Genomic DNA, 23,305 nt, shown 5'->3' with positions numbered 1-23,305 from the left:
ATGTTCAACAATATATTAACCAAAAAGCAAGCTCTTCAGGAATTGAATAGGCTAAGCATCAAATACCTATTACTGGTAATTTTAATAATAATGAGTGGCTGCCGGAAATTAGTTGAAGTTCCGCCTTCTCAGAACAATATAAATTCAGAAAATATCTTCAATGTGGACGGCACGGCAATCGGAATGGTAAATAATATTATTCGGGGTGCTAATGAATTTAACAATGGTGCTTCTTTTCTCTACTTAGGTCTTCTTTCGGATGAAGTAAATATATATAATCAATCACTTAATGTCTCAATGTTAGCATATTATCAAAACGCGCTGAGGGAAACTAGTTCGGAACTACCGTGGTCTGATTTTTATTTAGCTATTTATAAAACGAACTCAGCAGTAGAGGGCTTAAACAAAACCTCTTCTCTAACTCCAGCAGTTAAAAAACAATTATTGGGGGAGGCAAAATTTTTAAGAGCATACTTTTATTATTATGCCGTTAACTTATTTGGAGATGTTCCTTTAGCGCTTACAACAGATCCTGAAGTAAACAGACAACTTCCCCGAGCTCCAATTCAGGATGTTTACAATCAGATTGTTGCAGACTTAATCGATGCTCAAACCCTATTGAGTAAAAATTTTTTAGGTAAAAACCTAATGATAACGACTTCCGATCGTGTAAGACCAACATATTGGGCTGCAACTGCTTTACTTTCTCGAGTTTATTTGCAAAAAGGAGATTTTTCCGGTGCTGTGCAACAAAGTACGCAAATTATTGAAAACACAAATTTATTTTCTTTGATTAATCTGAATGACGTATTTCTAAAAAACAGTTCAGAAACTATTTGGTCAATTGAACCGCGCCAGGGCCCACCATTCAATGTTAATCAGAGCTTGTATTTTGTTTTAAATGCTGGGGGACCTGACAATTCTAAGAACTATTATTTAAACAATGACTTATACAATGCATTTGAAGCTGGCGATGGGAGAAAAGTGAATTGGACAGGTAGTGTTAGTGTGGGGACAAAATTTTATCCCTATGCTTATAAATATAAAAGTACTCCAAGCCAGACTACATTTACAGAGTACGACGTACTTTTTAGATTAGGGGAACAATACTTGATCAGAGCAGAGGCTAAAGCACGATTACTAGATGTCGAAGGAGCGATTCTTGATCTAAACAAGATCCGCACGAGAGCAAGGTTAGCCGCTACTCCAGCAGTCCCAAATCCATTACCAAATCTACAGTTACCCTTATCGAGAACTCAATTAAATGCGGCAATTGAGCAAGAAAGAAAGGTGGAGCTTTTTACTGAAGGTTTTCGTTGGTTTGATCTTAAGCGCATGCCGGGTTTAATTGACGCATCAAAAGTAAGAGCAGATGAGGTGATGCCAGATGTTACTACAGCAAAGGGAGGTACTTGGAATCCAAATTGGAAGCTTCTTCCAATTCCGAGAGAACAGCGATTTGGCGATCCTAACATGACTAATGCACAAAACCCAGGGTATTAAAGCTATCTAAAGGTTGTGGGCATATGTGATTAGTTACTGAAAAGTTAAACTGTTTAGTAACTAATCACATTGTGCAATTAACTAAACATTTCATAAACAATACACAAACAAAGTTTAGATTTAATGAAAAATAATTTTTATACTTTTCTGTGTCATAGCAGAAAATGTATGCTTTTGATAATGATACATTTTTGTTTTTTTTTTTCAGTTTTTGGACAAAAAAAAATACTCGACATATCTGCCATCGAAAGTTGGCAAATTGTAGATGAGGGACAGTTGTCTCCTAATGGTAAGTGGGCCAGTTATCGAATCCTTAATACAGGGAAGATTGGTAAGATGTGCCAGATTATTAAAGAAATAAATACAGATAAACAATATTGTTTGGAAGATGCACATACCATTAATTTTTCGGATGATAACCGGTATGTGGCCTTTGTACAAAATCATATTTTATGTAATCTGAATTTAACAACTGGCTACATCGAAAAAATTGAAGGTGTAAATAATTACTTAAAATTTGGCGGAGTGAGATTCAATGGTCTGTTGTTTTCGCTTATAAATCAGCCCAATATACTAAAGTTCAAAACTTTTTCAACTAACAAATTTATAGTATATCCTGATGTGCTTAAAAATTTTCCTATCGAGAATGGTTTACTTTTATTGCAGAAAAGGGGAACAGTTTATCAACTTAATCTAGTTGATCCAGCTAAAGATAGTCAGCGAATCGTGTGGTCTGGTCAAGGGGAACCAAAAGGTCTTATTCTATCAGATAATAAGAAAAATTTTGCTTTCCTTAATCAAGGTAACCTTTTCATATTTGAACCAGAAAGGTCGGTTCAAATAAAAAATATTTCTTCTAGTGATTACGAACTGATTAGTATAAAGAAATTTGAAAAAGATGGTAATTGGTTAATGCTGGAAGGAAAGAAAAAAGCAGATACTGTTACAACAACTAACGAATCCGTAAATATTTTCAGTTATCAGGATGCCACCTTTAATAACGAGATAGAGAGAGAAACTCAAATTTATGATATTCTTTATAGCCTAAAGTCGGGTAAAAGTACGTTGTTAAATAAGGAGCGTACGCGCTGCACGGGAATATCTAAAGATGGAAAATACTATCTTATTAGCAACGAAAAGGCTTATTCAGAATATTACTGGAATAAGAAACAGATGGGGCTGAGTTCGTTAGTCCGCTGTTCAGATTCTACAGTAATAAGAAAAGGGATTTCTTTTGGCAATACTGGCTTTTTTTTAAAAGGTAAAAAAAAATTTATCTATGCTAAAAAAATAGGAGGCGATGTCTTGTCGATTGATCTTCAAACCGGAATTGAAACTAATCTTACAGAAAAACTTCCAATACCAATAATCGAAAATGAAGAAGAAGATTTGAAAGGTTCAGCTTCAAGGGGTTTATTTATTATTGATGAAGTACAAACAGGATTAGAATGGAATAAGGCTTATGATTTGTTGGTCGCAGACAACTATGATCTGTGGCTATTAGATAGTTCGGGAGAAAAAAAACCACTTTCCATAACCGCTCAATACGGAAGAAAAAATAAAATAAGCCTACGATTACTCGATAATAAGGCCCTTAGTTTTGAAAAAGGGAAATTAGTTTATCTTGCTGCGTTCAATAACGAAACTAAAGAGTCGGGTTTTTACAAGCTTTCCCGTTTAGTGGGTGGAAACCCTATAAAATTAACTATGGATAGCCATCTTTATGCCGAGCCAAGTGGTCACAAATGGAATGGTATAAAAGCTAAAAATGCCAATTGCTGGTTGGTTCAGCGCCAATCGAGTAAACAATCAGCTAATTATTATTGGACATCAGACTTCAAAGCATTTAATCCAATCAGTAATATATATCCTGAGAAAAATTATGAATGGTTTACTTCAGAGCTCATTAACTATAAGACCAAAGAGGGAATTGAATCTCAAGCAATTTTTTATAAACCTAATGATTTAGATCCGAACAAGAAATATCCAATTCTCTTTACCTTCTACGAACATGAATCATGGAAGTTTAATAGGTTTTATTATCCATCATACTCAGATCACTATAGTTTTAATATTCCGATGATGCTGGCACAAGGCTACTTGGTCTGTGTGCCTGATATTCACTTTAAACTTGGCGAAACGGCACAAAGCATTGTCAAATTTGTTGAAGGAGCAGCGGACGCGATTGGGGCAAGAAGTTATGCTGATACCACCAAGATGGGTGCTTGTGGGGGAAGTTTTGGAGGTTACGGAATGAATTGCCTTGCAGCTTTTAGCAGGCGGTTTAAAGCTATTATTCCAATCTCTGGGCTTTCTAATCTCTTCTCTGCTTATGGCAATGTTCCGGGTCTCAAAGATGAAGAGATAGAGAATCGGCAATTGCGTACTGGAATTAGCCTTTCAACAGACCCTTATAATTATTTAAAAAATTCTCCTATTGCTTTTTCAAGCAAAGTAGTGACACCAGTTTTGATCATCAATACCACTATTGATTATAATGTGAATGTTCAGCAAGGTATTGAATGGTTGAACTCACTTCGAAGGGAAGGGAAACGTTCATGGATGGTTACCTACAAAGGACAAAATCATGGTGTGTGGGAACTAGATTATGAAAAAGATTTATATCATAGAATGAGTCAATTTTTTGGACATTATCTAAAAGATGAGCCTGCGCCGAAATGGATGATGGAAGAATTGCCGCCCTGGCAACGAAGCGGTAGATTAGGTTTTGAACTGATGCCAGTTGGTGTTACTCCTGGACTGGGTTTAAACTCACCTGAAGATATTGAGCGCAAGAAATCCTACCTGAAAAAATAATTCACAATACGTTTCTAAAATTAAAAAGGATAAAATATGAAAAAAATAATTCTGGCTGTTGCAATGATTGCCATGACTCAAACACTGCTTGCTCAAGGTGTGAATTTTAGCAAATCCAAAACCTGGGAGGCTGTTCTGAATCAAGCCAAAGCGGAAAACAAATTTATATTTATAGATGGTTATGCAACATGGTGTGTTCCATGTAAAATGATGGATAGGGACACCTATGGAGATGCTAATATTGGTAGGCTTATGAACGAAAAATTTATCTCAGTGAAGATTCAAACGGATAAAGTCGATCATGATGATGATTTTGTGAAAAATTGGTATGATGAGGCCCAGATGTTGAAGATTAAATATCAAATGCTTTCCCTTCCCGCCTTAATTTTTATCTCCCCTGATGGTGAATTGGTTTATAGGAGTTTTGGGTATCAAAATAAAAGCCAATTTGAGAATACTGTGAAATTTGCAACCAGTACCGATGCATCAGTTTTTAGGACTCAAATAAATGATTTTAGAAATGCAAAACTTAGCTATAAGGAATTACCAAGGCTAGTCGGAAAAATGAGGGAACTTTTGATTGAAGACAGTTTAGCCAACGTTATGGTGAGAGACTACTTTGATAACTATGTTGGTAAACTTACATCTGTAAAAGAAATCCTGACGAAAGAAAACGCAAAGTTCGCCTCAGCCAATCCTGGACTTGTGAAATCGAAAGACAAATTCTTTGTAGAACTTAAAAAACTACCTTTTTCGAAAGGTGATGAAGTAATCAACTGGCCAGGGGGTAGTCAATCTCTACTAGAAAATATGGTGAAGAAAGAAGAATTATATCTAAAGCTTTACAAAAACCGCCAGATTGTAAATTCTAAACCGGATTGGAAAAAGATTGAGGAAACTATTCGCGAAAAATACCCTCAAATTGATGCAAAAAAAGTAATCGAGCAATTCGGTGTATACGGGTCTGTATTTGATCGGGAGGGTTTTTTTTATACAACTAAGGATTGGAAAAGTCTGAACCACTATTTTAAAAATGATGTAGAAAGTGCCTTAAATAGAGAAGATTGGCTTGGTGTTAACAATGTATGCTGGTTTTACTATTTCTGCCCAGTAGATGACAGATATTCTTCGCAAATTGCTTTAAAATGGATGAATTTAATGCTGGAAAAAGCAAAGAATGATACTAAAGTTTCAGCTGATCAATTATCGGGTTGGATGGATACAAAAGCTTCTTTATTATACAAATTGGGCAATAGAAAAAAAGCGATAGAGATTGAACAATCAGCTATAGCAATTCTTAGAAAAGATAATTTAAAGAATGGGCGTAAAAATGATGCTGGATGTGAGAACTTTTTTAAAATTATCGAGCAAATGAAAAAGGGTGAAAAATTGGGTAGCGGATATAGTCATATACCAGTTAGATATCCCGCAGACTGGAAGCTGTTAAACTAAGGATACCTTCTCGAACTTAATCCTAAGCCTATAAAAATTTTTATGAAAGTTAAAGATTGGAAAGTCCGCACGATAACCAGAACATTAGCACTAGTCCTAATATCACAATTAACCTATGCCCAGCAATGGAGCGAACAAAAAGCTAATAATTGGTATGCGAAACTCCCATGGCTGGCAGGCTGTAATTATACGCCTGCATATGCCATAAACCAATTGGAATTCTGGCAACAGGATACCTTTAACCCTGACGCAATAGAAAGGGAAATGACCTTTGCAGAAAATACTGGTTTCAACACCATGCGCGTTTTTCTGCACGATCTTGCCTGGAAGCAGGATCCCGAAGAATTTAAAGGAAGAATCAACCAATTTTTAAACATATGTGCTAAACATAAAATCAAACCAAGCCTGGTCTTTTTCGATGATTGCTGGAACGAAAACGCAGCGATTGGCAAACAGCCAGAACCAAAGCCCGGAACGCATAATTCAGGCTGGCTAAGGAGCCCGTCCAAACAAATTCATGATGATCCCTCTGAATGGGGTTACCTCAAAGAATATGTTCAGGATATCCTGCGGACTTTTAAAAATGATGAACGGATTCTTTTGTGGGATTTATATAACGAACCTGGCAACTCCGGATATGAAAATTCAAGCCTGCCATTAGTGAAGGCTGTATTTTCCTGGGCCAGGGAAATCAATCCAAGCCAGCCACTGACCGTAGTGATGTTTGAAATTGTACCTACCGTTGCAAAATACAGCCTTGAGCATTCCGATGTAATTTCCTACCACAATTATGGCAATGCCAAGAACCATCAGGGTATGATTGATTCCTTAAAGAATTATAACAGACCACTTTTTTGTACCGAATATATGGCGCGTCCGCTTGGCTCAACATTTATGAGCATTTTGCCAATGCTGAAAGCCCAAAAGATAGCCGCTATCAACTGGGGATTTGTTGACGGTAAAACGCAGACCAAATACCAATGGGGAGAGGTCATAGCAGATGGATCAGATCCGGATCTTTGGTTTCACGATGTACTGCGCAAAGATGGAACTCCTTATTTAAAACAGGAGGTAGAGCTAATCAAACAATTGACTGGAAAGAAAGGAAAACCAGCATCACCCCGATATTTTAATTATCAGGTCTCCAAAGCCGGAAGCCTTAAAACGATAAAAGCTGCTGCAACCCTTGCTTCACCCGGAGATACCATCACAGTTCATGGAGGCGTTTACCGTGAGTACGTCGACCCAAAGACTGGCGGAACAGCTGAAAACAGGCGTATCGTATACAGAGTAGCCAAAAATGAAAAGGTAATAATAAAAGGATCCGAAATCATAAAAGACTGGAAAAAAAGTGGCCCCTTTTGGCAGGCTACTCTTCCAGATTCCTTTTTTGGCAAATACAATCCTTACCGTGAAGAAATCAAAGGCGACTGGTTTGATGATAAAGGCTGGAAACAACATACCGGTGCTGTTTACCTCAACGGGAAATGGCTAATGGAATGCAGAAACAAAATAGAATTATCTGCTATGCCAAATCATTGGTACGCCGAAGCTGATAAAGACAGTACGCGGATCTGGGCCAACTTCGGCGGTGCCGATCCCCGAAAGGAGCTAACCGAAATTAACGTGCGCAAAAGCTGTTTTTATCCTGCCAAAACAGCAATAAATTACATCACCGTTTCTGGATTTACAATTTCACAGGCAGCGACAAACTGGTCTCCGCCGACCGCTGAGCAGATCGGAGCGATAGGAACCAACTGGAGCAAAGGCTGGATTATCGAAAACTGCGATATCGGCTATTCCAAATGCGCTGGCATCACACTAGGAAAATACAGTGATCAGTATGATAATACATCTGCCAATTCCGCTGCGGGTTATATCGAAACAGTCAAACGCGCCATTGACCATGGCTGGAACAAATCAGCTGTAGGCGGCCATATTGTTCGAAACAATACCATCAGCTTTTGCGAGCAAGCAGGAATAGTAGGAAGTCTTGGCTGTGCCTATTCGCTTATTGAAAACAATACCATCCATGATATCCATATGCAAAGGCTTTTCAGCGGAGCAGAACAGGCTGCAATCAAGTTCCATGGAGCAGTGGACGTCATCATAAAAAACAATAAAATATTCCACAACAACCGTGGTATCTGGCTGGACTGGATGGCTCAGGGCGCACGGATCAGTGCAAATTTGCTCTATGATCATGATGACTGGGATACCTATTTCGAGGTAGATCACGGGCCAATATTACTGGATAACAACATCATGCTTTCTGCCAATTCCCAGCGGATCTGGTCGCAAGGAGTGGCCTACGTACATAACCTGATCGCCGGGAAATTCGAAGTCTGGCCATACGACAACCGCGAAACCCCGCTCTTGGCTCCGCATGGCACCGAAATCACTGGATTCAAAGATAATCCCTCCGGCGATGTACAGCTCTACCATAATATTTTTTCCGGAGAAAACTGCATTACTGAAAGCTTCGGTGCTACCAAATTGCGTTCAAAAATGAATGGTAATCTATACCTGAATGGCGCAAAAAAAGCATCCATTGACAAAAATGGCCTAAGTCTGCACGACCCGGTAGATATTCGGTTAAATAGAGATAGTAGCCTGGTTGATATCAGCTTCCCATCTCTCGCCATCACCTTAAAATTACAATTGCTCAATTCCGATTTTCTTGGCAAAACCGCAATAACAAACCAAAGCTTTTCTTCACCAGACGGAAAACCCATCCCATTCGATGTGGACTTCTTCGGCAAAAAAAGAACCGGGCAGATTCTGCCTGGACCCTATACCAAATATAAACACACAAAATGAAAATGAAACCAATCAGGCTAATAGCGATTTTGGCATTGCTCAGCTGTTATCAAATCTGTTTTTCACAAGAGCCAGTATCCAGCTGGAAAGCGAAATGGATCAAAATCGGCTATACTGAAGATACCATTTCCCGTCCGTCACAATACTTCGGCAAAGATTTTAACAGCGGTAAAAAAATTAAATCCGCAAAGCTTTACATTACATCCCATGGATTTTATGAGGCCAGTATCAATGGCCAGAAAGTAGGCGATGCCTTTTTTACCCCGGGCTGGACTCAGTACACCAAACGGTTGCAGTACCAGTCATACGATGTAGCTCCATTGCTAAAAAAGGGAGATAACCGCTTAACGGTAGTACTTGGAGATGGCTGGTACAGAGGGTATGTTGGTTATGAAGGAATGAAAAATATATATGGCACAGATCTGGCATTATTAGCCCAGCTGGACATCACCTATGCCGACGGAAAGACATCTCTTATTACCAGTGATGAAAGTTGGAAATGTGGTGAGGGGTCAATCCGAAGTAATTCCATCAATCATGGGGAGACAATTGATGCAAATAAAGACATCAATCTCTCGCAGCAGGTAGCAGTTGTGGATTATGGTTTCAAAAACCTTGAACCATCAACCGCGGTTCCCGTGAGGCGCCATGAAAGTTTTAAACCGTTAAAAGTCATAACTACGCCTAAAGGAGAAAAGGTAATCGATTTTGGTCAGAATCTGGTCGGATGGGTAAAGGTCAATCTGCATGGAAATAAAGGCGATACCGTACGCATCCAGCATGCAGAGGTATTGGATAAAGCAGGGAATTTTTATACCGAAAACCTGCGGAATGCAAAGACCACCGCTACATACATTCTGTCTGGTAAACCCTCGGAATCTTTTGAACCGCATTTCACCTACTTCGGTTTCCGCTATGTCAAAATATCGGGTCTAAAAGGCGAAATCAATCCCGCTGATTTTTCAGCAGAAGCGCTCTATGCTGATATGAGGCCGACAGGCAGTTTTGAATGTTCCAATCTCTTACTCAACCAGCTCCAAAAAAACATCATCTGGGGGCAGAAGGGAAATTTTCTGGTTATCCCTACCGATTGTCCCCAAAGGGATGAGCGCTTGGGCTGGGTCGGAGACGCCCAGGTCTTCGCCCGTACCTCTGCTTTTAACTTTGATGTCAACCCATTCTTTTCCCATTGGATGAAAGATGTTGCGATTGATCAGCGTAAAGATGGTGCAGTAGCCTTCGTATCACCAAATGTTCTTGATGATACAGCAGTAGGCTCTTCGGGCTGGAGCGATGTAGCTACCATCATTCCCTGGACAATGTACGAGGTATATGGAAATCGTACAATCCTGAGCGATCAATATGCCAGCATGAAAGGCTGGGTAGATTACATGGCTAGCCACATGGATAAAAAGGATTTATTTCACTACGGATTTCATTTCGGGGACTGGCTAAGCTACCGCTCTCCGGACGATGATGGAAGTGACGCGATCACGGACAAATACGAAATTGCCCAGTGTTTTTTTGCATACAGCACGCAGCTGCTCATCAATGCGGCCAAGGTGCTCGGCAAGAGTGAAGATGCAGAAAACTACAACAAACTTTTAAGCAGGATCAAAGCAGCCTATGTGAAAGAATATATGACTTCCAGCGGCAGGCTGATGAGCAATACACAGACCGCTTACGTGCTTGCGCTACAGTTTGATATGCTGCCTGAACAGAACAGGGCGGATGCTGCAAAGTATCTGGTTGAGGATATCCGCAGATATAAAGACCATCTAACCACAGGCTTTCTCGGCACGCCTTACCTCTGCCATGTGCTGAGCAGATTTGGTTATTCAGATGTTGCCTATACGTTGCTTACACAGGATACTTATCCAAGCTGGCTGTATCCGGTAAAAATGGGCGCCACCACAATCTGGGAGCGATGGGATGGCATCAAGACCGATGGCACTTTCCAGACCACCCGCATGAACAGTTTTAACCATTATGCCTACGGCGCAATTGGCGACTGGATGTACCAGAATGTTTTGGGCATCCAGATCGGCGAAGCGGGATATAAAAAAATTATCATCAAACCAATAATCGGTCGTGGGCTTAGCTGGGCAAAGGGAAGTTACCTTTCCGCCAATGGCAAAATCAGCTCGTCATGGAAGCTCACAGGAAACATTGTCGATCTTGAAGTAGAGATTCCAAGCGGTACCTCGGCAGAAGTCTGGGTTCCTGGCGCTTCAAAACCGGTGAAGGTTGGTCCCGGAAGACATCAGTTCAAGGGAAGCTACAATAACCCTGAACATCAAAAGGTTTCGCTTTATGAGAACAATAAAATTCCTTTTGCGAAGGAAATTTCGGAATTGCCTACGCTTACCGTATTTCCATCGACAAAGCCATCTAAAAAGAACGTAGCGGTAATCGTCTGTTCTGGCGGATCTTATTTTGGACGGGCCAACTCTGTAGAAGGTACTCCTGCATGCCAGAAATTAGCAGCTGAAGGTATAACTGCTTTTTTGTTGGATTACCGGGTGCCTAATTCGGAACGGATGAACCGTAAAGAGATAGTTCCGTTAACAGATGCACAGCGTGCCATCCAGTATATAAGAGAACATGCGGGTGAGTATGATATCGATCCCAATAAGATAGGTATAATGGGATTTTCCGCTGGAGGGCATTTGGTCTCAACTGTTGGCACCCATTTCAAAAATACGGAACTCGCCAATCCGCTGAACACCTCCTTAAGACCCGATTTTATGGTTTTGGTCTATCCGGTTATAAGTTTTTCAAATGCGCTGACGCATATTGATTCCAGAAACAATTTGATAGGCCCCGATTTGAGTGCCGAAAAAATAAGAGAGTTTTCAAATGAGCTGCATGTCGATAAGCAAACTGTTCCGGCATATATCGTCCATGGGAAAAATGACAGCGCAGTTAAGTTCGCCAATAGCGAAGTGTTTTACGACGCACTTAAAAAAGGCGGGGTAAAAACAGAATTCTTAAAATATGAAAAGGGAGAGCATGGTTTTGGTGCATTCAATAAGGATTCCAATATCCGATGGATGGATGAATGCATAAAATGGATCAAAGCAAATAAATGGAAATAAGGTTCCCAACAAATGTCAAGAGGTAATCTGGTCTTTACTTACTGCCTGCCTCAGGGCGAAAGTTAGAATTCCAATTTTAAGAAAAAAACAAAAAAAGAAATTGAAAAGAAAACTATTTATAGCATTGTTCATCTTTGCATGCGTCGGTGATTCATCGGCACAGCTCAATTCTAAATATCAGATGCAGCATGTAACGATACAGACGCGATGGGCAAAAGAAGTCTCCCCAGATAATGCGCTCAGGGAATATCCCCGCCCCCAGATGGAGAGAAATACCTGGACCAACCTCAATGGACTTTGGTCCTATGCCATCACCAAAAAAGACGCGCCAAAGCCGGCAAGTTTTTCTGGGGAAATATTGGTGCCCTACCCTATCGAATCTGCCTTGAGTGGTGTAAAAAAAGCACTAATGCCCGATGAAAATCTGTGGTATAAAAGGAGTCTGAATTATGTTCCAAAAGCTGGGACGCACACGGTTTTAAATTTTGGTGCAGTGGATTACCAGTGCTGGATCTACGTAAATGGAACAGAAGTCGGCAACCATGAGGGAGGTTACACCGCTTTTAGCCTAGATATCACGCACGCACTGAAATCCGGAAAAAACGAGCTAGTGGTTAAAGTCTATGATCCTTCGGATGCTGGAATTGGTCCAAGAGGAAAACAGGTATTGAACCCCAAGGACATTTATTATACGCCAAGTTCGGGCATCTGGCAGACGGTTTGGCTGGAAGAAGTACCGGAAAAATATATTACCGGTTTGGAAATCACCCCAGATGTGGATGCTTCGAGTGTACTGATAAAGGTCAACTCAAAAAGCGATGAAACGGTTTCATTGATTTTCGATGGCAAAAGCATACCTGGCAGATCAAATCAGTTGATCAGAATACCGGTTAAAAATGCAAAACTGTGGTCTCCCGCTTCGCCATATCTCTACGATCTGGAGGTGAAATTGGGAGCGGACGTAGTTAAAAGTTATTTTGGGATGCGCAAAATCTCGGTAGCCAAAGATGATAAAGGTATCGATAGGATCATGCTTAACGATAAACCCTATTATAACCTGGGAACCTTGGATCAGGGATTTTGGCCTGATGGGTTATATACTGCCCCTACGGATGAAGCGCTAGCTTTTGACATCAAGGCAATCAAAGCTATGGGTTTTAATACCATCCGTAAGCACATCAAAATTGAGCCTGCAAGATGGTATTACCATGCGGATAAAATCGGCATGCTGGTCTGGCAGGACTTTGTCCAGCCGAACCCTGGATTGCCGGCAGGAGCCAAAGAGATTTTTGAAAAACAGGGAGCTGAAATGCTTTCACAGCTTCATAATTCGCCCTCGATCGTTACCTGGGTTTTGTTCAATGAAAAATGGGGTCAGTATGATCAGGCCCGTTTGAGCAAATGGGTCAAAGAGAAAGATCCTTCCCGGATACTGGACGGCCATACTGGCGAATACCTTTATGTTAACGGAAAGTTGCGTTCCCCTTCGCCGGATGCATATGTGAATGCAGATATTACTGATGTACATGCCTATCCCGATCCGATGAATAGTATAAAAATGGATGGAAAGGCTCAGGTATGCGGCGAATTCGGAGGGATCGGTGTTTTTATACCCGAACATCAATGGCTCACGGGAAGTGCCTGGGGCTATATCCAGGAAAAGCCTGCCGCCTTGAAGGCCAAATATGAAGTGATGAATAGCCATCTTCAGATTTTCTATAGAGAAGGATTGTCGGGTTCCATCTATACCCAGCCCTTTGATGTCGAAGGAGAACAGAATGGCCTTATGACCTATGATAGGGAGGTAATCAAAATACCCTTTGCGGAACTGCGCAGAATCCATTCGGCATTGAACCCGGATGTACAGGTCAACGCATCACATGATCCTATCGCAAAGGATGCAGATCTTACAGAACCGGCACAGCTTTACGCTGATGCCATAACGCTCTATATAAAAGGAAACAGGGATGAAAGGTTTTTGAAAAAGCTGGTTATGATGGCAGGGCAGAATAATGATCTGGCGGGAAAGGAAAGATTCGGAAATTCTTATCTCGATATCCTTGGAAAACCCTATAGCTCAGAGGAGCTCGCTGCCATTAGCGAGATGACTACGAAGACCACAGATAGAGGTTTTGCGATATTACTTGAGCAGGCAAAAAACAATCGCAAAGCCAACGTTAAGGCAATGAGTACCATATATGCAGATGTTATTTTTCCCTTTATTTCAAAATCTGGAGGCGATCCTGACTGGGAAGGCCTCGAATCACTCCTTAAGCCTTACGGTGATACAGGTGTAGAAATTTACCTGCGCGCAAAAACAATAAGTGCTCTTGAGGCAAAAAACTGGGAAATATATAAGGTCGCTAGCAAAGCCTACCTGGATAAGTTCGGGGATTACATCAGTCCCGATGAAAAGGAACGGTTCCTTAAAGCAACGAAGGAAAACTAAACGATAGATGTTTCACAATAAATCATCAAGCCCTGCATGGGTTCAAGTTTTAGAGAAAGTTCAGATATTCCAATGAAAAACTATAGAGACATATCATCAAACAATAACAACATTGCAATGGGAAATAGCAGACAAATTTTTTCTTTTGCAATAAAGAGAAACTGGATACTGATATTTCTGTTAGCCAGCCACCAGATGGCCTTTGGACAGGTAAATAGGCTCATACAACAGTTGCATAAGCCCAGCGATCAAAAAGTTATGGTCGCTGCACACAGGGGCGATTGGCGAAATGCACCCGAAAATTCCCTTGCAGCTTATAAGCTTGCAATGCAGAAGGGCGTTGATATTATCGAAGTCGATCTCAAGATGTCAAGCGATAGCGTTCTGGTGATTTTGCATGATAAGACTCTGGACCGCTCGACCACTGGAAAGGGAAAAGTTTCAGCACTTACCTTCGAAGAGATTAAAAAGCTTAAGCTAAAGGACGGCCTGGGTGTTCCGACAGAAGAAACCATTCCTAGTTTAGAGGAGGTGATGCTATTGGCCAAGGGCAAAGTCCTGGTCAATCTTGATCACAGTACCCCATTTTTTGTAGAAGCAATCAATATCTTAAATAAAACAGGGACATTAAAGCAGGCAATCTTTAAGAGCGATGAGCCTTATGAAAAACTTTTCAATCGATATGGTCCACTGCTTAGCTGTATAACCTTCATGCCGGTGATAGAAACAGATTACGGGGGAAACCAAAAAACAATAGACGAGTATCAGAAAAAGCTTGGGGCAGTGGCAGTTGAACTGGTGTTTTCCAAAGATACCACTATGGTCTTCCGAAACCACGTATTGATCAAGACCAAAGGTTCAAAAGTTTGGGTCAATTCCCTCTGGCCTGATCTCTGTGGAGGGCACAATGATGATCTGGCAGTATTGCATGGCAATTTAGAGCAAAGCTGGGGCTGGCTAATATCCCATGGAGCTAACATCATCCAGACGGATAGGCCTGCGGAGCTTCTCGCCTATCTGCGGAAAAGGAAATTACATGATTAAGCAGTTTCCTTCATGAATCTTAGCTCTTCTTTCGGGCATTGATCCAAAATAAAAACTTGGAAAACATGGCCATAAAACCTAAACGACATTTCCGCGGAATGCGAAAGTTATAATTTGAAATAACCAATAATTTGAAAACACGCATCAATATTCTGAGCTGTTATAGTGACGAGGCATCAGTTCCCGGATGGGAACAATGCCTTTTTTTGTTGAACCATTTTAAATGAAAATTAAACAAGCGATAAATGATGAGCAAAAAAACAATAGAGAATCTCCCAGGTCTTTCTGCCGTTGATCAGGTCAGGATATTTGTTGGCGAGCGTAGCGTAAGGAAATTCCTGATGCCGGTGAGCAGCCGCCTGGGAGTGCCGGGCCTTGCAAAGATCGTGGAGGCCATATTAAAAGAACGTCCGCAACAGGACATGGTCTATATGTTCAAGATAACAAACAAGCCCATCCTCAGATTGCTCAAAAGCAAATCAGGAACATTCTACCTGCATGAGCTACGAGCCTTAGATGAGCTGGAGATCGACAGGCTTTACTACGAGCTTGGCATCTAATCCAAATGTATACTGATACCTTAAATTAATAGCATTTGAAAAAGGACATAGAGCCAATAGAATGCTAAAAATAATAATCACCCTAAATTAACCCAAGGTCTTCACAAGGCCATAAATATTATGAACACAAACAAGCTAAGATTACCCAGAGTTGCCTTCAATAACCTCATCGCATTCCTGAACAGTTTCAAGAGAATCGATGATGAGACCTTTAAAAATGAGCTGGATTCGGAGATGGAATACGTTTCCTATTCAAAGCCAACGGTAATTCAAAAGGAAAATAAGGTTGCCAATAAAGCTTTCTTCTGTATTCAAGGCATGGTCTATGCATATTATAAAAAAGAGACCGGAGATATCGTTCCGTTTCGAATTTTCCAAAAAGGCGAGATTGCAGTCCTGGCAGATAGTTTCTTTAATAAAAGGAGAGCCAGCGCAGGACTTATGGCATGCGCCGATACAAATCTGCTTTCCATTGACAGCATTGCGCTAAAACAGATATTCAATAATCATCCCGGTGCTGTATTGCTTGCAGCCAACATTCTCTCGTGCATATTGGATAAGGATCGGCTTCGCAATATACTGCTGAATCTCAAAGGCGTTGATCGGATAAGAGAGTTTTACCAGCAGTTTCCGGTGCTTGCCTTGGAAAATAACCTTCAGTTTATGGATAAGCAGATCGCGGCATATCTGCATATGACCTCGGTTAATTTCTGCAAACTCAAATCCGAGGTCCTTCCCGGTATCATTTAGCCTGGAAAACCGCTTAATAATTTTTAACCGCCCAAAGGTTCTTGTGGCTGTCCTGCATTTTCGTCGGGATTGAATCATGCAGTGAAAGCCTTTAAACAGCGCTTTTTAGGGTTTAGAATCTTTTTTTCAAATAGTAGCCTAATTCCAAATGGCCTGTAGGTTAGGATCATAGTTTTACTCGAAATAAGAATAACTCTATTATGAATTTAAACTTTGACAAAGCCAGTTTTAAGGATTTTGAAAACATTGAAGGAATGGGCGTCTATGAGCGCTCCGCGTTTTTCGCAGAATATCTGGATTACCTGCGAAAGCGGGGTCACCTGAATTACCGGATGGAGAGCATGAGCGGCTGCGGACCGGAGGTTGAGATGAATATTGCAGGTCTTGGCGGGAAGAAAAAATATGTCAGCCTGGTATCCAACGATTACTTGGGATTTACTCAGCATGAGCTGGTCAAGAAAGCGGCCATCGAGGGGATAATGAGATTTGGAACAGGCGCCGGCGCCTCCCCTGCCATTGGCGGACACTTCTCTTTTCATGAAATGCTTGAAAAAAAGATTGCAGGTTTTTTCGGGAGGGATGCAGCGATTACTTACACTACCGGATACACCGCAAATAGCGCCAGCCTGCTCTGCCTTTTAAAGAAAGAAGATATGGCGATCCTGGATATGTCGGTGCATGCCAGTGTTTTTGAGGGATGCATGAATACCAACATCAAGCTGTTCCTGCATAACAATATGGATGCATTGGAGCGGGCGCTCAAAGAGAGCAAGGCTACCCATCGCACCAGAATCGTAGTGGTCGATGGCGTATATTCCCAGGACGGAGACCTTGCCCCTTTGGATATGATCATTGAGCTTACCAGGCACTATGGCGCATACCTGATGGTAGATGATGCCCATGGCATAGGAGTGCTGGGAAGAACGGGCAGGGGATTGATCGAAGAGCATAACCTGCTCGATAAGGTAGACATCATCAGCGGAACGTTTAGCAAAACATTTGGCCATGTTGGCGGCTATGTAGTGGCAAGCGCCGAGCTCATCCAGTTTTTGAAGTACCAGTCGCGCCAGCACCTGTTTTCCGTGACGGCTTCGCCTGCTTCCATGTCCATATTGAAGGCCATAGACCTTATAGACGAAGAGCCCGAATGGCAGGATCTGCTCTGGGAGAACATTATTTATTTCCAGAAGGGATTAAAGGATCTGGGCCTTGATATCGGCACTACCGCCTCGGGCATTGTACCGGTTAAGATCAGGGATATTCCGATGACCCTGGAAGTTGGAAGATTGCTCCTTAAGGCAGGCGTATATGCAAATCCCATCATGTATCCGGCTGTTTCAAAGAAGGATTCCAGAATACGGATGAGCCTTATGGCTACCCATACCAGGCCGCATCTGGATAAAGTGCTTAATGCCTTTTCGGATATTTCAGCAAAGCTCCGGCTCGGCAGCAGGTACCAGTAAAATTTATGATCTAAAATGCCGATGAAGAACAGAAAGAATAAGTTTAGAAGAAGAAACTCGGGAGAGACACGTGCCGCAATCCTTGATGCGGTCGGGGAAATATTGAGAACGGAAGGCTATACCGGACTGTCGGTTACAAAAGTTGCCACGGTTGCCGATGTAGATCCCAAAAATATATACGTCTATTTTGGGGATTTTGACAATCTGCTCAAAGAGTATATCCATTCCACCGATTTTTGGGTGCCGGTATTCGATAAGCTTGAGCGGGGAGAAATACCGGGCGTCGAAGAGCTCGGTGAATATATAATGGATATCTATCAGAGCCAGTTCGATTATTTTTCGAGCAACATTGAAATGCAGAACTTTATCCTCTGGCAGATCTCGAAACCAAATCAGACCCTGAGAGATATATCCGAGCAAAGGGAGAGAAAAGCATCCCTGCTTCTGGAGCTCGCGGACAAACATGGCAAAAATAAAGATATATCCCTTCGGGCATGTTTTGCAATCGTTCTTGGAGGGATATACTATACGGTCTGCCATGCCGAGAATAACAAAAGCAGTGTCTCGGGCATTGATATCAATATTCCCGAAGAACGCGAGATCTTTCGCGACACTATAAAGAAACTCCTGCGTTTGATCTGGGACGCAGCAGGTTAGCCAATTTTTTTTAAGTATATTCCAGGTTCTTGTTTTTTTGCAGACCGGCCTAAATCCATAGGCCGGTCTTTTTATGTTCATATCAGCTCAAAAGGATTAGTGACTTAGTTGCCAGCATTTTCCCTCAGAATCTAATATACCAGACCAGCAACTGCCTGGACTTCGTCCCTTAACCTTTAGGCTTAATTTTTAAGCAGCTTGCTCAGTACCTCTGCGCCGTGCTTGTTTTCGGGATTGAGTTCAAGAGACCGCTTGTACATCTTAATGGCATTGTTTTTATCCCCTATTTTCAAAAGCGCCTCACCATAGCTGTCAAATGCATTGCTGCTGGAAGGAAATAAATGGGTGATCAGTTCAAATATATTGGCGGCTTCCCTGTTCTGCTCTTTTGCCAAAAGCCTGTAAGCCCATTCGTTGAGCTCAAATTCTTTGGGCGTAAACAAAGGATTGGTTTTCCTTTCCTTTTCAGCAAACGCAATCGCTTTATCATAACCGATTTCCTTGAGCGTCGTCTTCAAAAGCGTGACCGGATCAGCTTTAAGGATCTCCTTATTGTAGACCCCAGCAATTTCTTCCAGAAAATCTTCCGGGTAGCTTCCGCCAAGGTTGGTCAATACGATCACAGCGAGGCGGTCTTCAGGGTAGACCAAAAAAGCTGCACGGCCACCGCCCGACATGCCTACTGCCCTGTGCTTTTTCCTGAATTTGTTCATCCCCCATCCTAAGGCCCATGGCGTGGGATCACCGTTATTAAAAGCTGCCGGGGACCACATGGTGTCCAGTGTCGATTTCTTTTTTAAAAGCTTTCCTTTTTCCAGCGCAATGATCCAGCTGGCCATATCTTCCGCGCTACTGTTCAGCCCCGAAGCGGTCCTTCGGAAGTAAGGGAATTCGTAATAGTTATTGACAAGGGTTGGAGCAGCCAACTGCTTTCCGTCGAGCGCTTTCCTGTAAAAATAGGTTGGCGCGAAATGCGGGATCAAATCCCTTGAATCGCCGAAAATGGTACTGTTCATAGAAAGCGGCTGAAACTGCTCTTTTTTGAAATTCTCAGCAAAGGGCATCCCGGAATATTTATCGATCAGCTTTCCAAGCAGGTAACCATTGGTCTGGTTATAACTGAATTTCTCCCCTGGTTTAAATTCCATCGGAAGCGTTTTAAGTTTTTTCCATACACCTTCCTCGTTCTTTAGCGAACCAACGCCTCCGGTAATGGGATCAAGGAGTTTGAGCAGGTCGGGAAATCCTGAAGTATGGGTCAGCATTTGCCTTATCGTCACTTCGGGCCACTGAGCGGGCAGGCTATCCAGGTGCTTACTGACCGGATCGGACAGTTTAAGTTTTCCGGCTTCAACGAGCTGCATGATGGCCACCCCGGTAAAAACCTTTGTGCAGGAATTGATGGCAAAGACCGAACGGTTATCTACCGGAATACTGTCCTGAACATTGGCCAGGCCAAGGCTTTTGTTTAGTACAATTGTTCCGTTCTGTACAACGGCAACCTGTAGGCCGGGAATATGTTTGTCAGCCATCTCGCGGCGAATGATGGCTTCAACATCCGCTGCCTGTTTCTGACCATATATCATCAGGGTCAACAGGGCGAAAATAGAGGTGAGGGTAAGCTTTTTCATTTGTGTTTTGATTTATGAATATAGGATAATTATTTTTTTTATTGCCGAATGGCAAATCTGCTGCCATGCGTTTTAGTCCGCAAAATCGGCCTGTAGAACAGCAGTTTGCGATTTATCCTGTTCATTTATGAACAATACTGTCCGTATATGAACGGCTACTTGTGGTCTTTATCTTTCCTGCTGGCTTTTAGTGTTTGTGATGCAATAGAGAAAAAATTGAGACTCTGCAACGATTGCGAAACGTGATTATGTGAAGCATAAAAAGGAAGGCATGCACCATCGCGGTGCATGCGCCCAATCATTAACTATTAAACTAACATATTATGAGAAAACAAAGATAATCTGCAACTGATGTGGGATCGTGTGCCCGAAGTGGTAAATCCCTACGGGCTCAACAATTGTTTAGCTTTGGCATCGCTTGCGCTTATATTTTTTCGAGCCTTTGGCCGGTAATCTCAGAATGCTGAAAAATCTGGCTTAGGAAAAGGGTGTCCAGGATGGAGTCCCCATTGGTCCTGGATACCACAGTGGAGAGCATCAGCCTGTCATGTCCCAGATCGAAAGCCTCGTTCAGCGCTAAGGCTGTTCCTGCTTTTACCAATAGTTCATAAGTTTTCCCTTTGTTCTTTTTGGGCATGCCCATGAGGTAAAAGTCAAATCCCCTGATGGGAAGAGCTTCCTTGATCATCTGTTTCGCCACGGATTCCATGGGCGCTGACCATCCGTTATTGCCCTCTATCTCTCGGACCATGCCGCTGATATGGCTTTGAAGGGAATCGTTGTAAAAATGGAACTGGGAGTCGGTCCTGGGCGACAGAGCAATGTGCATGTATTCAATAGGCGCTATCCCGTTGGCCAAGATAAATTCCTTAGGACTGTAATGGCTCCAGGATGGTATCTTTACGATAGTCGGCTCCTTACGGAATAGCTCATGGAAAATTCTTTTCAGTTCGTTCATTTGGTCATTCGATGTATATCAAGTTTAAAGAGACCGGAGCTGCTGTCCGGCCTCTTTAGACTTAATTCTATTCCCTTAGTGTGCGAGAATGCGACAAAGATGGAGAAGCCGAACCCGGTTTGCTAATGGTGAATGCATTTTGGGAAAAGTGTTTAAATTCCTGTTCTTTAGCCAAAGAAAATTTTGCCTAAATTTTATAATGCTTAGAATGGGATGACCGGACTGCTTTTGGACTGGCCCATAACCATGGAGCTGTTAAAGCTGGCGATGTTGTCAAGCTCGCCGAGTTTGTGAAAAAGAAACTCATTATAGTGCTCCATGTTCCGCGTGACCACCTTTAGCAAAAAATCGGATCCCCCGGTCAGGTGGCTGCATTCCATTACCTCCTCGAGCGCGGCGGCCGCTTCCGAAAATCGTCTAAGGGCAGAGATCGAATGGTCGGTTAGCCGTATATTGATAAAGCTCATCAGGCAGTCCCTGAGCTTTGAATAATCGATCAGGGTTACGTATGACTGGATATAGCCCATCTGCTCCAGGCGCTTCACCCTTTCGAATAGCGGAGACTTGCTGCGGTGAAGCCTTCGGGCCATCTGGTCATAGGTGATCCTGGCGTCGGTCTGTAAAAGTTTTAAAATGGAATAGTCCACTTGGTCTAGGCAATAGTTTTCCATAACAGCTCATTGGCGTTTTAAAGCAATATCCTGAAATGGTATAGTGAACGTTCAAATATAAAAAAAGGGCTTGTATTTTCATAAATTTTGGGTGCTGGAATGGGGTATCCGAAATTAAATTTGGTAATAATGCCCGATATTATCCGAAATTCCTGAACTGACGGGCTTGTTTTATTTTGGCGGTACAGAAATCCATTTTTGCCTCGCGATTGGGAGATGGCAAAGCCTTAGATCTCTGCAACTGACAGGTTTTGCCAATCCCCTGATCAGTTACCAGTCTGCATGAGGCGATCTCATGCCCCCTTAATTTTTAATCCGGCAGTAGAAGGCCGTTTCAAAGTTAATTTTAGTTTGTGGTTCAGGACCGGCGGAAGCCGGTCCTACTTTTAGATCCCGCAACCATTTCCCCGTTCCAAAATATCAGTTGCCGCAATAAAGCTGGAGCTCTTTGAACCGTTGATAAAAGATACAACGATTACATTTCTGAATGCAAATGGTTCATTGGATACTTCCTTGTAACAGATATAGGTCAATTCCGCGCTTTCCACATTTATGTGCTCGCTCCCATCAAGCCTTAACACAAGACCGACTTCGGGCTGGCTGGCAGATGCCATTTTCCTTAAAAAACAATTTGCTCCGGGATTTTGTGTCGGCAATAGGGCTTTAACGCGAAGAATGAACTGGTCATCCTGTTTAAAGCTTACAGCCTGCCATTGGCCAATATTTGAATACTTTTTTCGCATGAGATAGTTGTCGATTTAGATTGTTAGGTCTCAGGCCTGCATCAGAAGACCTGAGATTCCTTACCCATAAAATAGAAATAGAGCCATAATGATATGTCCCGGTATCAATTTCGGCAACCGACCTTTAAAAACGAAGCTGTCAAAGGTTTTTGAAAAACTTTTCTGTAAACTGTGCAGTTGACCAAATTAAATTTTATCCTAGATAAAACTTTGGGTTTCTGCATTCAATGATAGGTTTTCATCCTTATTATGATAAGCTGAATTCTTAACATACTTATTGGCAGCCACAGTTTCCTAAAGGCAATAAAAGAGGTTTTGATTACAATGCGAACATTTATCTTTTTCTTTAGTCATACTTTCGAGAATTTTCTTTTTAGCTTATAGCACTGGCCATAAGCAATTCATTTCTTTGATTAGCTTTAAATATGAGGTTAGATAGACATCTGCCCTTTTTTTATGCGCTTATTTCTTCAATGTAATTGTTGGGGATACCACTACTTTCTATAATAGAAATCATTTTTTTTATCTATATGTTAAACCGGGGATACCACCATTTCTAAAGGTATGATCCAACTCTTTTTTCTGGGGGTCTAGAACTGCGCTGCGCTTGATTGCGTCGGCGGATTTACCTGTCCTTTCTGTATCGTATACTGGATGTTAAGTTTACCCCGCGATATGATGAAATCTGA

The 23,305-nt window shown here is 41.9% G+C and carries 15 protein-coding genes; 11 read left to right on the top strand and 4 right to left on the bottom strand.

Going from position 1 to position 23,305, the window contains the following annotated elements; translation table 11 throughout:
* The 11 genes from DF947_RS06130 (at position 1) to DF947_RS06080 (ending at position 18,613) form a co-directional block, all read left to right on the top strand.
* On the top strand, positions 1-1,503 hold the full coding sequence (locus DF947_RS06130) for a RagB/SusD family nutrient uptake outer membrane protein (protein WP_109928820.1): 1,503 nt from the start codon (positions 1-3) through the stop codon (positions 1,501-1,503).
* Positions 1,504-1,626: 123 nt separating this feature from the next.
* On the top strand, positions 1,627-4,320 hold the full coding sequence (locus tag DF947_RS06125) for an alpha/beta hydrolase family protein (RefSeq protein WP_109928819.1): 2,694 nt from the start codon (positions 1,627-1,629) through the stop codon (positions 4,318-4,320).
* Positions 4,321-4,356: 36 nt separating this feature from the next.
* Entirely contained in the window at positions 4,357-5,772 is a 1,416-nt protein-coding gene (locus tag DF947_RS06120) for a thioredoxin family protein (RefSeq protein WP_109928818.1), read from the top strand.
* A gap of 42 nt (positions 5,773-5,814) precedes the next feature.
* Entirely contained in the window at positions 5,815-8,592 is a 2,778-nt protein-coding gene (locus tag DF947_RS06115) for a right-handed parallel beta-helix repeat-containing protein (RefSeq protein WP_109928817.1), read from the top strand.
* Positions 8,589-11,690 carry a family 78 glycoside hydrolase catalytic domain gene (locus tag DF947_RS06110; RefSeq protein ID WP_109928816.1) on the top strand — a complete coding sequence of 1,034 codons (3,102 nt, stop codon included), beginning with the start codon at positions 8,589-8,591 and terminating at the stop codon, positions 11,688-11,690. Before DF947_RS06115 ends, DF947_RS06110 begins: the two co-directional genes overlap by 4 nt.
* A gap of 100 nt (positions 11,691-11,790) precedes the next feature.
* Entirely contained in the window at positions 11,791-14,139 is a 2,349-nt protein-coding gene (locus DF947_RS06105) for a glycoside hydrolase family 2 protein (protein ID WP_240615323.1), read from the top strand.
* Positions 14,140-14,211: 72 nt separating this feature from the next.
* Positions 14,212-15,183, top strand: a complete 972-nt coding sequence (locus tag DF947_RS06100) for a glycerophosphodiester phosphodiesterase family protein (protein WP_205940747.1) — start codon at positions 14,212-14,214, stop codon at positions 15,181-15,183.
* A gap of 245 nt (positions 15,184-15,428) precedes the next feature.
* Entirely contained in the window at positions 15,429-15,743 is a 315-nt protein-coding gene (locus DF947_RS06095; protein ID WP_109928815.1) for a hypothetical protein, read from the top strand.
* Between the two features lie 120 nt (positions 15,744-15,863).
* Entirely contained in the window at positions 15,864-16,493 is a 630-nt protein-coding gene (locus DF947_RS06090; RefSeq protein WP_109928814.1) for a Crp/Fnr family transcriptional regulator, read from the top strand.
* A 200-nt stretch (positions 16,494-16,693) separates the two neighbouring features.
* Positions 16,694-17,956, top strand: coding sequence for an aminotransferase class I/II-fold pyridoxal phosphate-dependent enzyme (locus DF947_RS06085; protein ID WP_109928813.1), 1,263 nt, complete (start codon positions 16,694-16,696; stop codon positions 17,954-17,956).
* A 21-nt stretch (positions 17,957-17,977) separates the two neighbouring features.
* Positions 17,978-18,613 carry a TetR/AcrR family transcriptional regulator gene (locus tag DF947_RS06080; RefSeq protein WP_109928812.1) on the top strand — a complete coding sequence of 212 codons (636 nt, stop codon included), beginning with the start codon at positions 17,978-17,980 and terminating at the stop codon, positions 18,611-18,613.
* A gap of 182 nt (positions 18,614-18,795) precedes the next feature.
* Here the strand turns inward: DF947_RS06080 and DF947_RS06075 are convergent, their stop codons facing one another.
* From DF947_RS06075 to DF947_RS06060, 4 genes are all read right to left on the bottom strand, one after another.
* Positions 18,796-20,244 (bottom strand): serine hydrolase, encoded by a 1,449-nt coding sequence (locus DF947_RS06075; protein WP_109928811.1) that lies wholly within the window; start codon positions 20,242-20,244, stop codon positions 18,796-18,798.
* A 424-nt stretch (positions 20,245-20,668) separates the two neighbouring features.
* The gene (locus tag DF947_RS06070; RefSeq protein WP_109928810.1) at positions 20,669-21,202 is read right to left on the bottom strand and encodes a hypothetical protein; all 534 of its coding nucleotides are present in this window, start codon (positions 21,200-21,202) and stop codon (positions 20,669-20,671) included.
* 203 nt (positions 21,203-21,405) lie between these two features.
* Positions 21,406-21,873, bottom strand: coding sequence for an Lrp/AsnC family transcriptional regulator (locus DF947_RS06065; RefSeq protein ID WP_109928809.1), 468 nt, complete (start codon positions 21,871-21,873; stop codon positions 21,406-21,408).
* Between the two features lie 386 nt (positions 21,874-22,259).
* Positions 22,260-22,616 (bottom strand): hypothetical protein, encoded by a 357-nt coding sequence (locus DF947_RS06060; protein ID WP_109928808.1) that lies wholly within the window; start codon positions 22,614-22,616, stop codon positions 22,260-22,262.
* Positions 22,617-23,305: the final 689 nt, after the last annotated feature.

Source organism: Pedobacter paludis, assembly GCF_003173575.1.
GTDB classification, from domain to species: Bacteria; Bacteroidota; Bacteroidia; order Sphingobacteriales; family Sphingobacteriaceae; genus Pedobacter; species Pedobacter paludis.
The sequence above is the reverse complement of the archived record's forward strand: the minus strand, read 5'-3'. Positions and strand labels throughout refer to the sequence as shown.

What these genes read in the sequence shown, in the direction of transcription:
- DF947_RS06130 (WP_109928820.1), top strand. Translation starts at nt 1, where the DNA reads ATGTTCAACAATATATTAACCAAAAAGCAAGCTCTTCAGGAATTGAAT.
- DF947_RS06125 (WP_109928819.1), top strand. Translation starts at nt 1,627, where the DNA reads ATGAAAAATAATTTTTATACTTTTCTGTGTCATAGCAGAAAATGTATG.
- DF947_RS06120 (WP_109928818.1), top strand. Translation starts at nt 4,357, where the DNA reads ATGAAAAAAATAATTCTGGCTGTTGCAATGATTGCCATGACTCAAACA.
- DF947_RS06115 (WP_109928817.1), top strand. Translation starts at nt 5,815, where the DNA reads ATGAAAGTTAAAGATTGGAAAGTCCGCACGATAACCAGAACATTAGCA.
- DF947_RS06110 (WP_109928816.1), top strand. Translation starts at nt 8,589, where the DNA reads ATGAAAATGAAACCAATCAGGCTAATAGCGATTTTGGCATTGCTCAGC.
- DF947_RS06100 (WP_205940747.1), top strand. Translation starts at nt 14,212, where the DNA reads ATGAAAAACTATAGAGACATATCATCAAACAATAACAACATTGCAATG.
- DF947_RS06095 (WP_109928815.1), top strand. Translation starts at nt 15,429, where the DNA reads ATGATGAGCAAAAAAACAATAGAGAATCTCCCAGGTCTTTCTGCCGTT.
- DF947_RS06090 (WP_109928814.1), top strand. Translation starts at nt 15,864, where the DNA reads ATGAACACAAACAAGCTAAGATTACCCAGAGTTGCCTTCAATAACCTC.
- DF947_RS06085 (WP_109928813.1), top strand. Translation starts at nt 16,694, where the DNA reads ATGAATTTAAACTTTGACAAAGCCAGTTTTAAGGATTTTGAAAACATT.
- DF947_RS06080 (WP_109928812.1), top strand. Translation starts at nt 17,978, where the DNA reads ATGAAGAACAGAAAGAATAAGTTTAGAAGAAGAAACTCGGGAGAGACA.
- DF947_RS06075 (WP_109928811.1), bottom strand. Translation starts at nt 20,244, where the DNA reads ATGAAAAAGCTTACCCTCACCTCTATTTTCGCCCTGTTGACCCTGATG.
- DF947_RS06070 (WP_109928810.1), bottom strand. Translation starts at nt 21,202, where the DNA reads ATGAACGAACTGAAAAGAATTTTCCATGAGCTATTCCGTAAGGAGCCG.
- DF947_RS06065 (WP_109928809.1), bottom strand. Translation starts at nt 21,873, where the DNA reads ATGGAAAACTATTGCCTAGACCAAGTGGACTATTCCATTTTAAAACTT.
- DF947_RS06060 (WP_109928808.1), bottom strand. Translation starts at nt 22,616, where the DNA reads ATGCGAAAAAAGTATTCAAATATTGGCCAATGGCAGGCTGTAAGCTTT.